The sequence below is a fragment of the Paenibacillus silagei genome (assembly GCF_017874735.1).
GTDB classification, from domain to species: domain Bacteria; phylum Bacillota; class Bacilli; order Paenibacillales; family Paenibacillaceae; genus Paenibacillus_AQ; species Paenibacillus_AQ silagei.
Genome location: NZ_JAGGLV010000003.1, coordinates 36616 through 51624, shown reverse-complemented (window position 1 = coordinate 51624; position 15009 = coordinate 36616). Strand labels below are relative to the sequence as shown.

General features: G+C 52.5%; 13 protein-coding genes. 3 read left to right on the top strand and 10 right to left on the bottom strand.

From position 1 onward, the window contains the following. Positions 1-2 precede the first annotated feature (2 nt). The 3 genes from J2Z70_RS05750 to J2Z70_RS05740 all read right to left on the bottom strand — a co-directional run bounded on the left by J2Z70_RS05750 (position 3) and on the right by J2Z70_RS05740 (position 3094). Positions 3-980: an AAA family ATPase gene (locus J2Z70_RS05750; RefSeq protein ID WP_209870330.1), complete on the bottom strand. Its 978-nt coding sequence runs from the start codon at positions 978-980 to the stop codon at positions 3-5. Positions 981-1143: 163 nt separating this feature from the next. Beyond that, the gene (locus tag J2Z70_RS05745; protein WP_209871031.1) at positions 1144-2121 is read right to left on the bottom strand and encodes an aldo/keto reductase; all 978 of its coding nucleotides are present in this window, start codon (positions 2119-2121) and stop codon (positions 1144-1146) included. Positions 2122-2233: 112 nt separating this feature from the next. Next, positions 2234-3094, bottom strand: coding sequence for a DUF421 domain-containing protein (locus J2Z70_RS05740; protein ID WP_036728733.1), 861 nt, complete (start codon positions 3092-3094; stop codon positions 2234-2236). A gap of 219 nt (positions 3095-3313) precedes the next feature. Here J2Z70_RS05740 and J2Z70_RS05735 point away from each other — a divergent pair, with 219 nt between their 5' ends. Beyond that, on the top strand, positions 3314-3520 hold the full coding sequence (locus tag J2Z70_RS05735; RefSeq protein ID WP_036728736.1) for a DUF1657 domain-containing protein: 207 nt from the start codon (positions 3314-3316) through the stop codon (positions 3518-3520). 275 nt (positions 3521-3795) lie between these two features. Then, a complete protein-coding gene (locus J2Z70_RS05730; protein ID WP_209870328.1) occupies positions 3796-5739 on the top strand; it encodes an AraC family transcriptional regulator in 1944 nt (647 codons plus the stop codon). A gap of 90 nt (positions 5740-5829) precedes the next feature. Here J2Z70_RS05730 and J2Z70_RS05725 read toward each other — a convergent pair whose 3' ends face one another. Together J2Z70_RS05725 and J2Z70_RS05720 are read right to left on the bottom strand one after the other, a co-directional pair. Further along, positions 5830-6900: a Gfo/Idh/MocA family protein gene (locus tag J2Z70_RS05725; protein ID WP_209870325.1), complete on the bottom strand. Its 1071-nt coding sequence runs from the start codon at positions 6898-6900 to the stop codon at positions 5830-5832. A 15-nt stretch (positions 6901-6915) separates the two neighbouring features. After that, the gene (locus J2Z70_RS05720) at positions 6916-7803 is read right to left on the bottom strand and encodes a sugar phosphate isomerase/epimerase family protein (protein WP_209870323.1); all 888 of its coding nucleotides are present in this window, start codon (positions 7801-7803) and stop codon (positions 6916-6918) included. A gap of 123 nt (positions 7804-7926) precedes the next feature. Between J2Z70_RS05720 and J2Z70_RS05715 the strand changes: the two genes are divergently transcribed. Then, complete coding sequence (locus J2Z70_RS05715; RefSeq protein WP_209870320.1) at positions 7927-8820, top strand: helix-turn-helix transcriptional regulator; 894 nt, start codon at positions 7927-7929, stop codon at positions 8818-8820. Between the two features lie 568 nt (positions 8821-9388). Here J2Z70_RS05715 and J2Z70_RS05710 read toward each other — a convergent pair. The 5 genes from J2Z70_RS05710 to J2Z70_RS05690 form a co-directional block, all read right to left on the bottom strand. Further along, the gene (locus tag J2Z70_RS05710) at positions 9389-10549 is read right to left on the bottom strand and encodes a Gfo/Idh/MocA family protein (RefSeq protein ID WP_209870317.1); all 1161 of its coding nucleotides are present in this window, start codon (positions 10547-10549) and stop codon (positions 9389-9391) included. Between the two features lie 185 nt (positions 10550-10734). Next, entirely contained in the window at positions 10735-11943 is a 1209-nt protein-coding gene (locus J2Z70_RS05705; protein WP_209870315.1) for an L-serine ammonia-lyase, iron-sulfur-dependent, subunit alpha, read from the bottom strand. Positions 11944-11960: 17 nt separating this feature from the next. After that, complete coding sequence (locus J2Z70_RS05700) at positions 11961-12797, bottom strand: enoyl-CoA hydratase/isomerase family protein (RefSeq protein WP_209870312.1); 837 nt, start codon at positions 12795-12797, stop codon at positions 11961-11963. Continuing rightward, complete coding sequence (locus J2Z70_RS05695) at positions 12787-13626, bottom strand: enoyl-CoA hydratase/isomerase family protein (RefSeq protein WP_036728762.1); 840 nt, start codon at positions 13624-13626, stop codon at positions 12787-12789. Before J2Z70_RS05695 ends, J2Z70_RS05700 begins: the two co-directional genes overlap by 11 nt. A gap of 29 nt (positions 13627-13655) precedes the next feature. Next, positions 13656-14882, bottom strand: a complete 1227-nt coding sequence (locus tag J2Z70_RS05690; RefSeq protein WP_245368045.1) for a M20 metallopeptidase family protein — start codon at positions 14880-14882, stop codon at positions 13656-13658. Between the last annotated feature and the right edge of the window lie 127 nt (positions 14883-15009).

The following is a 15009-nucleotide window of genomic DNA, read 5'->3' as shown; positions in this document are numbered from 1 at the left end:
GATCACTCCACCCTTCCGCCTCTGGACAGGACAGCAGGTTCAGCCGGCACCTCAATTTCACGCAGCACCTGAAGCACTACCTCTGCAGACTGGCCTTCACGGACTCCGGGACCGCGCTGAAGAATCAGCCGGTGCGCCAGCACAGGGACCGCAACCTCTTTGATATCATCCGGGATACAGTAGCTTCTGCCCTGGATCAGTGCGTATCCCTGCGAGGCGCGCAGTAAGGCGAAAGCTGCCCTAGGGCTTGCTCCCAGCCGGACTGCCGGGGAGGTACGGGTAGCCTCAACCACGCGCATCATATAAGCGAGCAGCTCGTCACTGACAGTAACCTCCGCAGCCAGACGTTGGATGTCCTGAATCTGCCGGGCTGTGGCCACCGCAGCGGTATCCTCCAGCGGGTTATTCTGGCGGAATCTCTGGAGGATATGTACCCCTTCCTCAAATGTCGGATATCCGCTGGTAATCCGCATCAGGAACCGGTCCAGCTGCGCTTCCGGCAGCGGAAAGGTCCCCTGGCTGTCCACCGGATTCTGGGTAGCAATGACCAGGAACGGCCGCTCCAGCTCATGCGTCACGCCGTCAATTGTAATCTGCCGCTCCTCCATACACTCCAGCAGGCTGGACTGGGTGCGCGGCGTGGCCCGGTTGATCTCATCCGCAAGCAGAATGCTGGCAAATACCGGACCGGGACGGAATTGAAATTCGCCGCTCTTCTGGTTATAGTAATTGATGCCGCTTAAGTCAGACGGCAGCAGGTCAGGCGTGAACTGAATCCGCTTGAACGTGCAGTCCAGGGAGCGGGCCAATGTTTTAGCGAGCAGGGTCTTTCCGGTACCCGGCACATCCTCCAGCAGCACATGACCATTGGCCAGCAAAGCGGTCAGCAGCAGGTTCACACCGCTCTCTTTGCCCACGATAACTTGTGCCAGATTGCTTCGGATCGATTCAATTAGAGCGGTTGCATCTTGAAGATTCATGAATAATAACACCATCCTATTCCAAAAAAAGGTATGTACATATAAACTAATCATACCAGAAAGCGTCTACATTATATAATAGCGAGTACTCCAAGCTGGAACGAACAAATAAGGAGCCGTAATCCGGCTCCTGTTCAAGTCACATTATCATATAATGCCAGTGCTAAAAGCCCATCACCGGATGAGGCATGTAAGGCTCCTCAAGCCGGCGGATTTCCTCATCAGTGAGGGTAACCGATACGGCTGCGGCAGCATCCTCCAGATGGCTCATCCGGGTTGCTCCGACAATCGGCGCTGTGACAGGCTTCTTCTGAAGCACCCAAGCCAGGGCCACCTGTGCACGGGGAATCTCCCGCTGCTCCGCAATCTCCTTCAGCCGCAGGGCCACCATCCGGTCAGCTTCCTCCGTCTGTGCATACAGCAGCTTGCCGAACTGATCACTCTCCGAGCGGGCGCTCGTCTCCTGCCAGTCCCGGGTCAGACGGCCGCGGGCCAGAGGACTCCAGGGAATCACGCCGATCCCTTCCGCTTCACACAGCGGCAGCATCTCCCGCTCCTCCTCCCGGTACAGCAGATTTACATAGTTCTGCATCGATACGAACCGGGTCCAGCCATGACGCTCTGCGGTGTGCAGTGCCTTGAGGAATTGCCATGCAGGCATGGAGGAAGCGCCGATATAGCGGGCTTTGCCCGCTTTTACCACATCATGCAGGGCTTCCATCGTCTCCTCAACCGGCGTGGACGGGTCCCAGCGGTGAATCTGATACAGGTCCACATAGTCTGTGCCCAGCCGCTTCAGGCTGTGATCGATTTCGCTCAGGATGGCTTTACGCGATAGTCCTCCGCCATTGGGGCCGGGACGCATGCGCCCGTGCACCTTGGTGGCCAGCACGATCTCGTCACGGGTGGCGAACTCCTTGAGGGCCCGTCCGACAATCTCTTCACTGGTGCCATCCGAATAGATATTAGCTGTGTCGAAGAAATTAATGCCCAGCTCAAGCGCTTTGCGGATAAACGGCCGACTCTCCTGCTCGTTCAGCGACCAGGGATGGGTTCCGCGCTCCGGCACCCCATAGCTCATACATCCCAGGCAGATCCGTGATACATCCAGTCCGGTCGTCCCCAGCTTCACATAGTCCATAATCGGCAGCATCCTCCCTATACTTGAAGTAGATCCTATGAATTCGATTATAGTATACCTCTACAGCGCCTGAATGGAAAACCTCCCCTTTTGTCCGCACGGACAACTACTGTCAGTTCTGGATAAAAGGCTTCAGCTTCTGCAGCAGCTCCTGCAATTGCTCTGAACAATTTCCGTACATTTGCTTCGCCGCTTTGTTCTTGGTGGACAGACCGAACAGCTCCAGATCGGCTTCACATTTCTTCAGCAGCGCATATAGCTGAGGCTTATCCTGCGGCTGCGGCACCTTGACTTTGTCAGCATAGAGATCCACGGTAAGCTCACCGTAAGAGTCTACCTGGCCGAGGAAGACATCCTTCACGGTCAGATTCAGCTTTTCCAGCTCGGTCTGCAGCCACTTCCGGGACAGATTCAGAGTATCCAGAGGCTCGTCCAGAATCTCACCATCCATAATCACAGCGAGCGTCTCCTTCTCCGGTGCAACCTTGATTCCCAGATCCTTGGGGGTGAAGGGCTGATTCTCCTTGGTCAAAAGCACGTTAATCGCACCATCCGATTCCATAATCGCAAATTCCACATCGGCCACCTTGAAGACATCCTTTTTGCGCAATTCCTCCAGCAGCTCGTCGACGCTCAGACGCTCTTTTTTCATATTATTCTCGAGAATCTTGCCGTCCTTAATCAGCACCGTCGATTTGAAGTCAATGAAATCCCTGGCCTTTTTGCTCTTGATTTGCAGATATTCAATTCCCAGCGAACAGGCAACCCAGACGCCTAAGGCAATCAGGCCCAGATGCCAGGTCTTATCCGTGTCCAGCGAGATATAAGCAGCCAAGCTCCCCACCGTAATTCCAGTAATATATTCAAAAAAAGACAGCTGCGAAACCTGCCGTTTGCCGAGTATCTTGGTTAGAAAAAACATTACGACCACAGCAAACAAGGTCCGCAAGACAACCTCCAGCGCTTCAGGCATTCGAATAACCCCCTGTATTGTGATATTTCATGCCCTGTGTACTCAGGCATTCTGCTTCAGTATTTGTCAAACCAGGGGTGAATTAACCACAAGATTTCGTGCCGGCTGATTATGCTCCCGTGAGGCTGGAGTGATTTTCCAGAATATGAGCTGCAAGAATGCAGATACTAAAAACCGTGGATTATGATCCATTTCTATGATATGGAGGAGGGTATACCGATGACTGTCGCCTCACAAGTCAAGACGTGCGTAGCTTCGCTAAAAAGCGCCCAGGCCAGCCTGGAGCAATTCGCCATGGAAACGCAAAATGAAGAAGCCAAGACCCTGTTTACCAATGCCGCCGAGCAGACTCAGCAGATTGTTCAGCAGGTAGAAGGACGCGTAACTGAGCTGGAAAAGGAAGAACCGCAATACCGGGGCTTCTAGCCCGCCCGGGCGGGTTGAATGAAGGACAGGCTGATCTTAACGTAGCGAATCGTGCTGCGGGGATCAGCCTTTTTTCCAGGTGCGGATGCTGGGTGTCATCTCTTAAAGGCATCCACAATCAGCGAGACTTCCTTACACATATCTGGAATGCAGTGATGTGAGGAGGATATGGAGTTATATGACTTTCTGTGTAGCAAGTATTATTCAGACTGTCATTGATAATAGTTATCATTTAAAATGAGGAGTAGACAGATAACGGAGGGGAATATCGCATCATGCACATCAGCAATCAATTATTACTTTGGGATCAGGCTGCAATTACACTGGTAGATATCCGGCAGAAGGAGTTAGCCCAAGGCGAAGTTCTTCCTCCATTTATAATACCTGCCAATATATTTTTGCTATCGGTACAAGGAAGCGCACAAGTTCAGTCAGACCAGGCTGAATTTGCTTGGACAGGATTTCAACTTTTACATAGCGGCAAAGGGGCCATCCTAAGCATCGTTCCCATAAAAGATAAATTTATTTACTATATCATTTACTACAAAGCCTTGCTCCATGAAGCGAATCCTCTTCAAGAGCAGTATTGCTTTAGCCCTGAGGCTCCGCTTTTACTCTATAACAAAATTCAGCAGATGCATCAGAAATGGGATCAGCCGGAAGAGCGTCTTCATGTAAAAGCACTTTTTTACCAATTCGTTCATCTGACGTTAAAGGAATTGCGCCTGCAAGAGCATGAGACCGAGGTCAGAACAACTTCTGTTGCAGTGCAGGTAATCACTTATATCCGGGAGTATTATGCGGAACCTATTACCTTAGACTCACTTGCGGAAGTGTTCAATTTCAGCGCTTATCACTTGTCATCCTTATTTAAAGAGCATACAGGCGTCAGTCCGATTGATTACTTAATCCGCTACCGGCTTGACCTTGCATCAGAGCTTCTAATGACAACTAATGCTTCAGTCGGGGAGATTGCGGCGAGTGTCGGGTATAAAGACGTGTATTATTTCAGCAGGATTTATAAAAAGCGTAAGGGTGTAGCCCCTGCTTATCATAGAAATAGCGAGCAGCTGCAGCACAAAGTTGCTGAAAGTCCATTAAACTTCCCCACATCCTCTATTTCTGATAATGTTACTGATCTGTATATTAATAATGATAATCATTATCATAATACGGACAAAGGGGAAATACATATGTTTACATCAAAACCAACCAGATCTGTAGCCATGGCTGCAATCCTGCTGTGCGGCTCCCTGCTGCTCAGCGCTTGCTCCAACGGCACGAACACAGCGGCGAAGAATTCAAGCAACGCAAACAATAAAGTTAATCAGGCAACTCCGATTGCCTCAGAAGAAAGTCCGAAGACGCGGATCGTATCCACGCCAAGAGGAGACATTGAAGTACCCGCAGAGCCGGTAAAAGTCGCGGCAGACCAATATATGGGTCATTTATTGAAGCTGGGCATTGTCCCTATCGGGGCAAGAACATTCATGCTCGACGAAGGCTGGATGGACAAGGCGGAGATTCCACAAGAAACACTCGATACGATCGAAGATTTAGGGGAATTCCCGATGAATCTGGAGAAATTGACCATGCTGGAGCCAGACCTCATTATCGGTTCCATCGAAGATTACGTTGACCAATACGAGAAGATCGGCACCACTGTTTTTCTGCCATACTGGGAAGAGTTGTCAACAGCCGGGCCACTTGATAAATTCAGACGAGTAGCCTCGATATTCGGAAAAGAACAGCAGGCTGAGGATTGGATTGCGGAATACGAACAGAAGGTTGTTGAAGCAAGGTCAAAGGTATCTAACGTCATCAAGGAAGGGGAGACGGTATCCATCGTTCAGTTTGCCGAAAAAACAGTATATGTGTTAGCAGCAACGGGCGGAAATTATGGTTCCTCCACGATCTACGAAATGCTGCAGCTGCCTCCAACAGAAAGTGCCTTACATATGAAAGAGGGGTTCGAATCAATCTCCCTTGAGGTGCTTCCTGAATACTTAGGTGATTATATCTTTGTCTATAATGGCGATGCTGAGATTACGAACCAAGCAATGGAAAGTGATATATGGAAAAGTGTACCTGCTGTGAAGAAGGGCAAAGTATTTTTATACGGGGATAATTATCATGATGAATTCGTCATGGAGGACCCCTATTCTTTGGAGCAGCAGCTGGATACGGTTGTGAACTTGTTACTGGGGACGGATAAATAACCAGAATTGAGAAGACGGCGGTAAAAGAAAAGGCATGGGGCTTTCCCCATGCCTTTTTGCATTCCATTTTGCTTCTTCTGCTAAAATTCCCTACCCCTTACTCCCCGCCAGCTCAGCGCCCTCTATGAATTCGGCAATACTAAGCTTGCGGCCAGTCCGCGCACTCTCCAGAGCGCCCAGCACCATGGCCATGCTGTAGCGGTTATCGCGGCAATCTGTCTCGGCGGGACGGCCCTCGGCCAGCGAACGGAACATTTCATCGAGACAGCCCTGATGGAAGGTCTCCTCCATCTGTACCTCCGGCGCTTCCACCCGCTCGAATTCATGGAGGAACTGGCCGGAGTGTTCACTCCCGGCGCTAATTACCTCGGCAAACGGCTGATCCCGGCCATCCCAGATCGCAGCACCCTTTTCACCTTGAACCCGCCAAGAAGCTTCCCAGGACGTAGGCGCGCCTTCCGCACACCAGGAGCCTTGATAGCAGAACACGGAGCCGTCCGACATTTCAAAAATACAGACCGCCGCCGCATTCCCCGCATACCACGATCCTGGCGGATTGAACTCCTGGCAATACACACTTACCGGATTAGCGCCGCTGATATAGCGGGCCTGATCGAAGGTGTGGATCGCCATATCCAGCAGCAAAGGGCTGTCCATCGCATCCCGGAAGCCGCCGAAATGCGGAGCCAGAAAGAAATTCGCGCTGATTGAGCCTGTCCGCCCTATAGACCCTGAAGCGATCAGCTCCCGCAAAGAGCGGATTCGCGGATCATACCGCCGGTTCTGCATCACCGCATGGCTCCTGCCGGTACGTTCAGCGATGCTAACGATCGAATTGCACTGCTCCATCGTCTCCGCCAGCGGCTTTTCCGCGAACACATGGCAACCAGCCTCAAGCGATCTGCTGGCAATATTGTAATGGCTAGCCGGCACCGTCACATCAAATACCAGATTAGCCGCTGTATCGGCAATCGCCTGTTCCACATCAGTAAATACCGGACAAGTAAGCCCGTGCTTCTCTGCCATGGCCTGAGCGGACTCCCGCCGGATATCCACGAGCGCTACAATCTCTATTTCATCAGTATGCTTCAGTGCATAGGTAATCCACTCATTAGCCATTGCCCCACAGCCCGCCACAACCACACGATGTCCTGCTGTCATCACTCTTTCCTCCAGTTACACCGGGTTCGGGATGAAGCTGCCGCCCCGGCAGGTTTTGAGATAATTCAGTGCATGAACCTGACCGGTCATCTCCAGATCGTCACGATAGACAGGGTCATGCCAGCCTTCAATATCAATCGTGCCCTTGTATCCAGCTTGACGGAGAATCGAGATCACATCTGTCCAGTTCGTATCCCCGAAGCCCGGCGTCCGGTGCCATACATACGGCTTAGGCCCGTGGATTCCGTATTCCTTAATAATATCCCAAGCGATAGTTGCGTCTTTGCCGTGGACATGGAAGATCTTGTCCGTCCATTTGCGCAGCTGCGGGATCGGGTCAATCAGCTGCACCATCTGGTGGCAGGGCTCCCATTCCAGGCCGAGATTATCGGCATTGACCGCGTTGAACATTTTCTCCCAGGCTGTAGGGTTATGCGCAATATTCCAGTCCCCTGCCTGCCAGTTCCCATCCATCGAGCAATTCTCAAAAGCGATCTTGACTCCGCGCTCCGCCGCCCGCTTCGACAGCTCACCGAACACCTCAGCGAACTTCGGAATCGACTCATCTATAGATACGCCGGGCAGACGTCCGGTGAAGCCGGAGACCAGGTCCGTCCCGAACAAATGGGCATGGTCGATCAGCCGTTCCCAGCTGGCCACCGTATCCGCATTGTCGCCTGTTCCTGTAAGCGGATTCCCGAATATGCCGATTGAAGAAATTGTGAAATCATGCTCTGCCGCCAGTTCACGCACCCGTGACGCTGTTTCTGCCAAATCAGTAGTTCCTGTAGTCTGCCAAAAGGTTAAGCTGAAGGATTCGAAGCCATGTCCAATAATCTGCGGAATGACTCTGACTGCATCCCCGCCCCCTACCAATGTTCCAATTCTTAATGTATCCTGCATCTTGTATGCCACTCCAATATTGGTTTATAGTTAATTCAACATTCCTAGTATATCGCTCATATTGGGCAAAATCTCTACTTATCTTGTGCTAAACTAGCTGAATCTTGCGGGAGTTGAATAAAGATGACCTATCCGAAGGAACTTAAGGAATATCCAAGGCTGGAAGAGAAAACGTATCCGTTCCGTCTATTCTTCAACACCTGCCGGGAGGTAACGCCTGAACAGAACATCCTGTTTCTGCACTGGCATGAGCATTTCGAGATCATTATTATGCGCGAAGGCCAAGCTATTTTTCATGTGGACAGCAAGCCATATGAGGCCGGTCCGGGAGATGTCCTGATGGTGCCGTCCGGCGGGCTTCATGTCGGCTATAGCCAGTGCAGCGGTGACCTGTCGTATGTCTCGATTGTATTCCATGCCTCGCTGTTCAAGGACCGGAACCAGGATTCCCAGCATGAGCAATTTGTAGCTCCGTACCTCAATAATCTGAATCAGTTCCCGGTTATGCCTGCCGCCCAGCAGCCTGAATGCGCTGCGTATTATCATTTGCTGGAGCGGGTGATTGCCGAAGTGGAGGCGAAGCAGCCGGCTTTTCAGCTCGTGGTGAAGAATCAGCTGCACCTGTTCTTCACCCTGATGTCCCGGGCCTTCCCGGCCCGGCAGCGCAGCGAGCGGGAGCACAGCGAACGCCATTCGATCTACCGGGAGCGCTTCAAGCCGCTGCTGGAACACCTGGAGAACCATGCAGATCAGAAGATGTCGATTGAGGCTGCTGCCAGGTTCGTGAATCTGAACCCTTTTCATTTCTGCAAAACCTTCAAAAAGCTCACCGGGCGGACGTTCATCGACTATGTGAATTTCTGCAGAATGGATGAGGCGCAGCGGCTGTTGCTGGAGACCAATCTGACGATTACCGAGATCTCAGGCCGGGTCGGCTGCGACAATCCGAATTACTTCACCAAGCTGTACAAGCAGTACAAGGGTCTAACCCCTTCCCAGGCACGGAAACAAGAGTAAATCCAAGTGGGTGCTCCGGCCAACCATCAGGCTTACGTGGCGCGCACAGTCCAATTGTGGTCGGTTTTTCGACTACATTTGGCCCGCACACCACTCACAGTCCAATTGTGATCGGTTTTCCGACTACATTTGGTCCGCACACCACTCACAGTCCAATTGTGGTCGTTTTTCCGACTACATTTGGTCCGCACACCGCTCCCGGTCCAATTGTGGTCGGTTTTCCGACTACATTTGACCCGCACGCCACTCACAGTCCAATTGTGATCGGTTTTCCGACTACATTTGGCCCGCACGCTACTCACAGTCCAATTGTGGTCGGTTTTCCGACTACATTTGGCCCGCACGCCACTCCCGGTCCAATTGTGGTCGTTTTTCCGACTACATTTGACCCGCACACCGCTCTCGGTCCAATTGTGATCGGTTTTCCGACTACATTTGGACCGCACACCACTCATAGTCCAATTGTGGTCGGTTTTTCACACACATTTGGCTAACGCCCCATCGCCCCCTGACATTCAAAAAAACACCGCAGGCCATCAAGCAGCCGGCGGTGTTTCCCTGTCTTCCCTTACATCTCTGATATCGGAACCCAGCGCCGCTGCTCTATGGAACGGTCCACGGCCTCCAGCACTGCCTGGCATTTCACGCCATCATTGAAGTTCGGCTCCGGCTGACGGCCTTCCTCAATGGCATTCGACAGCTCCAGCATCTCATGGATGAAGGTATGCTCGAACCCGATGGTGTGGCCCGGCGGCCACCAGGCCTCCGCATAGTCATGGGACGGATCGGTGGCAAGCACCCGGCGGAAGCCCTGCACATCCTCGTCATCCGAGGTCAGATAGACCTCCAGCTCGTTCATCCGTTCAAAATCAAACTTCACACTGCCCAGGCTGCCGTTGATCTCGAAGGAATTGGTTGAGCGGTGTCCAGCGGCGAAGCGTGTCGCCTCGAAGCTGCCCAGCGCACCATTCGCGAAGCGGGCCAGGAACAGCGTCGCATCGTCCACGGTTACCGGACCGTGCGGCGCATCCTTGCCTGCCTTGGCACTAAGCCCGGTCATCTCCGTTGCCAGCGGCCGCTCCTTGACGAAGGTCTCGCTCATCCCGATAACCTCCTCCACATCCCCTACGAGGAAATGGGCCAGGTCAATCAGATGCGCCCCCAGATCACCATGCGATCCCGAGCCTGCAATCTCCTTCTGCAACCTCCAGACCAGCGGGAACTCAGGGTCCAGAATCCAGTCCTGCAGGAACCACGCGCGGAAGTGATAGATTGTGCCCAGCCGGCCGCTCTCGATCAGACGTTTCGCCAGCCGCACCGCCGGGGAGAAACGGTAGTTGAAGCCAATCATATGCGCAATTCCAGCCTTTTCAGCAGCCTCCAGCATCTCGCGGGAATCCTCCAAATTCAGCGCCAGCGGCTTCTCGCAGAAGATATGCTTGCCTGCGGCCGCAGCCGCCAGGGCAATCTCTTTATGGGCATTGCTTGGCGCATTAATATCGACCAGATCAATATCGCTGCGTGCGATCAGCTCCTTCCAGTCAGTCACACTCTCTGACCAGCCAAGCTGTGCTGCCGCCTCTGTAACCGCTTCCTCATTACGTCCGCAAATGACCGACATATGCGGCTTAACTGCCTTGGGGAAGAACATCGGCAGACTGCGGTAAGCGTTGCTGTGGGCCTTGCCCATAAATTTATAACCTATCATTCCAATGCGTAGCTGTTTCATTTGGTGCCTCCTCACTGAATAGACTACTCGATGTACACGCATACATTTTCTCATTCAGGCCGCGCTTAAGTCAAATCCCTTCTTGCCGGGCGGCCAGATCTGGCTTACATAACCACAATTAAAAACGCCCCTATTGCCAACCGGCAGCAAGGGACGTTCCTCTTATATAGCGATATCATTATCAGTTAACTGCCCATGTTGTAGAACTTAGCAAGCCCGCCTTCCGAAGTTTCACGGTACCTGCTGTTCATATCTAAGCCTGTCTGATACATAGTCTGAACAACCAGATCAAAGGATATTTTACGGGTACCCGACAAGAATTTGGCCAGACTCAGCGCATGGATTGCCCGCATCGCACCGACCGCATTCCGCTCAATGCAAGGGATCTGAACCAGTCCGTTAATCGGATCACAGGTTAACCCCAAGTGGTGCTCCATGGCCACCTCCGCCGCATACTCAATCTGGTCGATCTCCATCCCGGACAGTTCAGCCAGTGCAGCCGCTGCCATAGAGCAAGCCGTGCCCACCTCCGCCTGGCAGCCGCACTGAGCGCCGCTGATCGAGGCGTTATGCTTGACCAGATTGCCAATGAGCCCGCCGACGGCCAGCGCCCGGAGAATCTGTTCGTCCGGGACCTGCAGCTTCTCCTGCATATAACGGAGCGAGGCGGGAACAACACCGCAGGCACCGCAGGTTGGAGCCGTTACGACTGTACCGGCAGCCGCATTCTGTTCATTGACGGCAAAAGCGTACGCGCTGACGATCCGGTTCTCCCGCGTCTCCGGGCTCTCATCCACAGTCCCCTGATGATACAGATATTTCGCCTTGCGCTCGACATTCAGGCCGCCCTCCAGAATACCTGTGACAGACAGTCCTTCGTCGATCGACCGCTTCATCGCTTCCCAGATGCCTTGGAGGAACTCCCAGATCTGTAGGCTTTCACGCTGCTCGACGTAATCGCTTAAGCGGATATGATTCGCTTTACAATAGGCGCTGATCTCGGCAAAGCTGTTCTCCGGGTAGACATCAGGTCCCCGCGTCTCCTCCCGCCCATCAATCACGATCTCCCCGCCGCCGATACTGGCAACACGCATGGAGGCTGTTTGCTGACCGTCTTTGTAAGCGAACAAGTCCATTGTATTGGGATGAAGCAAATCAAAGTCAGGCTGCGGAACAAATTGAACCTCCGTCCGGACGGGATAGAGTGCCCGAATAATAGCCTTGTCCGTCATATGGCCTTTACCTGTTTTGGCAAGGGAACCATAGATCCGTGCCTTGAACTGGTCTGCGTCTTCATTTTCTGCTTTGAAGATTCCGGCCGCTTTCTCCGGTCCCATGGTATGGGAGCTGGACGGTCCGCTGCCAATCTTAAATAGCTCAGTCAACGATCTCATAGCACCCTTATCCCTTCTCAGTTGTCATTCCTCTGAAAACGTTCCTTAAGCTTCATCAGCCGCTCATGAATCCCCTCTTCATCAATCGCCATGTCAACCAATTGGTGAGTAAGCTGAAGACCTTGATTCTCTGCCAAAGCTTGTTTCCACGGGTGCGCCACAATCGAATGCGTAAGATGCCTTGTAGAGCGGGGGGCCTGCATGATCAGCTCTGCCAGCTCCCATGCCCGGGGAATTAGCTGTTCACGAGGCAATACCTCACTGACCAGACCGAGGTCTAGTGCCTCCTCTGCAGTAATGTTCATCCCCGTGTATGCATAGTATGCCGCTTTCTTGGTTCCCAGTATCCTTTGAAGTGCCAGGACGATTCCATCTCCGGGCGGAACACCGCCCAGATAATGGGCATCGAAAACGGCCGTGTCTTCCGTACAGATGGTAATATCACAAAGTGTTCCCAGCTGCCAGTGTGCGCCTGTGCCATTGATCGCCCCAATCGTGGGGATGTCGATGCATTGAACCATATTTTCAATCATCCGGAGTGATTCATGGTACATTTCCAGCTTCCGGCGATTCGGCCAATCCATAAATTTGGTGGTCCAGACTTCAGGATTGCCGGTCTGCCACAGCTCTCCTGTCCCTGTAAGAATCATAACCTCATTCTCAGGATCACGGCCAATATCTGACCATACATGACCATATGCGGCTTGGACCGGCCAGTCGAATTGTAACGGTCCCCCGTCAGTGTGCATACGCACTTCGAGGATGCCGCCGCGGCGGGTCATGAGGAATAAGTCCTTGTACTTCTCCGAGTACTCTTCGAGCCGGGTAGGTCCCGTCATCTTTCTATTGAACATCGTTGCCCATGAGGCGTCCCTGCATTTTCTTCAGCCGCTCCAGCGCTCCTTCTTCATCAATGGCCATATCGTACATCTGGTGGGCAAGCTGGAATCCCTGATCGGCGACCAGAGCCTGCTTCCATGGCCGGGAGATAATGGAGTGAGACAGATGTCTTGTTGAACGCGGTGCCTGCATGATCATCTCCGCAAGCTCCCATGCGCGCGGAAGAAGCTTTTCACGGGGCAGCACTTCACTAACGATACCCAGATCAAGTGCGGTCTGACCATTGATATTCTTGCCGGTGTAGGCGTAGTAGGCTGCTTTCTTGAACCCGATCATGCTCTGCAGTGTGAGCAGCATTCCATCTCCCGGAGGCGTGCCTCCCAGATAATGCGGATCGAAAAAGTCCGCGTCTTCCGTACAAATGGTAATATCGCAGAGCGTTGCGAGTTCACAGTGCGTTCCCGGACCGTTTACCGCCCCGATGGTCGGAATGTCAATGCAGAAGATCAGATTTTCAAGCAGTCTCAGCGATTCATGATACTGTTCGAGCTTCTTTTGCTTCGGCCAGTCCATGAATTTCGTATTCCAGACCTCAGGGTCGCCAATCAGCCATTTATCCCCGGTTCCCGTAATAATCATGACTTCGTTCTCAGGGTCACGGCCAATATCTGACCAGGCATGAGACCAGGCGGTATGAGCTTCCCAATTGTGCGTGTACGAATCTCCACCCGTGTGAAGACGCACTTCAAGGATTCCGTCACGGCGGGTCATTAACAGGAATTCCTTGTATTTCTCCGAGTACTCTTCGAATTTGGTGGGTCCAATCATACGTCTCTCTGTCATTGTAATTCCTCCTAAGTTTGGTTTAGAGCTTATCTGTTTCGTTCAAGCCAGTCTCTGGCAAAAGCTGCATACGCCGCAGCCCCTCTATGAAGCACCTCATCCGAGAACATCGTCTTAGGATGGTGTACGGGGTAACTATAACCTTCTTCGGCATTGCCTGCGTTAAGAAACACCGTGGTACTTGGCACCGCCTGTGAGACAAATGCGAAGTCTTCCGAGCCCATTAATTTCCCGCCGGGTACCAGCTCAGTGATACCGATATAGGAGCCGGCGCCAAAGGTATTTTCAATTGAAGCCCTCATTTGCTCATTAAGTCCGCCATCCGTCTTCACCTCAGGACACCCCCGCGTATAGATCACTTCCACCTTGGCCTGAAAAGTTTCTCCGATCCCTGCGGTAATTGCGCGGATACGGGCTTCCACTTTATCCCGCAAAGCGGCGTTAAAGGTGCGTACACTGCCCTTCAATCTGGCCGTATCGGGAATCACGTTGTTCGTAGTTCCGCCTTCCATCACGCCAATGGTAAGGACTGCATGTTCAATCGGCGAGATTTCCCGGCTAAGGATACCCTGCAGTGCCAGATGAAGATGAGCAGCCACATTCAAAGGGTCCACTGCGGCCTCGGGCATAGCGCCATGTGAGCCCCTCCCCCGGATGATGATTTCGAACCAATCCGACGAAGCTGAAATCGCTCCACCTTCCTCAGGTACTACAAATTGTCCCAGAGGCAGCGGCATTCCGGTCAACACGTGAAGCATCATGGCTGCATCCACCTTGGGATTGTCGAGAATCCCATTTTCCAGCATCATCTGTGCCCCGTGCAGCGTCTCTTCACCCGGCTGGAACATCAGCTTAACTGTCCCGCGAAGCTGCTGTTCGCTCGCCTTCAGAATCTCCGCCGCTCCCAGCAGCATGGAAGTGTGCATGTCATGACCGCAAGCATGCATGTTTCCGCTCAACGATGCGTAAGACAAATCCGTTTCTTCTTGAATCGGCAGCCCGTCCATATCCGCACGGATCAGAACTACCTTCCCTTCATGCTGTCCGCCAATGGTAACTGTTAGCCCAGATTCCCCGACGAGAGTGGGCTTAAGCCCCATCGATTCCAGCGCCTCTTTCACGTAGGCCGTTGTCTTGGGCAGACTTAGATCAAGCTCTGGAACCGCATGAAGATGATGCCTGTACATGACCATTTTGTCCTGCAGCTGATGAGCCATACTCATTAAGTCTTCAGCTTCTTCACTCACAATGAACATCTCCCAAAACATAAATTGAATGAACGTAAGAACAGTGCGGGCATTCCCTCCTTTTCATTTTAAGACTTTTTAAGAACACTTTTATCGTACTGGCATTTTCATACCCTGTCAAGAGATATTAAGACAT

Excerpts from the sequence above, each read along its gene's own strand:
- J2Z70_RS05730 (WP_209870328.1), top strand. The coding sequence starts at position 3,796 with ATGCACATCAGCAATCAATTATTACTTTGGGATCAGGCTGCAATTACA.
- J2Z70_RS05715 (WP_209870320.1), top strand. The coding sequence starts at position 7,927 with ATGACCTATCCGAAGGAACTTAAGGAATATCCAAGGCTGGAAGAGAAA.
- J2Z70_RS05750 (WP_209870330.1), bottom strand. The coding sequence starts at position 980 with ATGAATCTTCAAGATGCAACCGCTCTAATTGAATCGATCCGAAGCAAT.
- J2Z70_RS05740 (WP_036728733.1), bottom strand. The coding sequence starts at position 3,094 with ATGCCTGAAGCGCTGGAGGTTGTCTTGCGGACCTTGTTTGCTGTGGTC.
- J2Z70_RS05720 (WP_209870323.1), bottom strand. The coding sequence starts at position 7,803 with ATGCAGGATACATTAAGAATTGGAACATTGGTAGGGGGCGGGGATGCA.
- J2Z70_RS05745 (WP_209871031.1), bottom strand. The coding sequence starts at position 2,121 with ATGGACTATGTGAAGCTGGGGACGACCGGACTGGATGTATCACGGATC.
- J2Z70_RS05710 (WP_209870317.1), bottom strand. The coding sequence starts at position 10,549 with ATGAAACAGCTACGCATTGGAATGATAGGTTATAAATTTATGGGCAAG.
- J2Z70_RS05700 (WP_209870312.1), bottom strand. The coding sequence starts at position 12,797 with ATGTTCAATAGAAAGATGACGGGACCTACCCGGCTCGAAGAGTACTCG.
- J2Z70_RS05705 (WP_209870315.1), bottom strand. The coding sequence starts at position 11,943 with ATGAGATCGTTGACTGAGCTATTTAAGATTGGCAGCGGACCGTCCAGC.
- J2Z70_RS05725 (WP_209870325.1), bottom strand. The coding sequence starts at position 6,900 with ATGACAGCAGGACATCGTGTGGTTGTGGCGGGCTGTGGGGCAATGGCT.
- J2Z70_RS05735 (WP_036728736.1), top strand. The coding sequence starts at position 3,314 with ATGACTGTCGCCTCACAAGTCAAGACGTGCGTAGCTTCGCTAAAAAGC.
- J2Z70_RS05690 (WP_245368045.1), bottom strand. The coding sequence starts at position 14,882 with ATGTTCATTGTGAGTGAAGAAGCTGAAGACTTAATGAGTATGGCTCAT.
- J2Z70_RS05695 (WP_036728762.1), bottom strand. The coding sequence starts at position 13,626 with ATGACAGAGAGACGTATGATTGGACCCACCAAATTCGAAGAGTACTCG.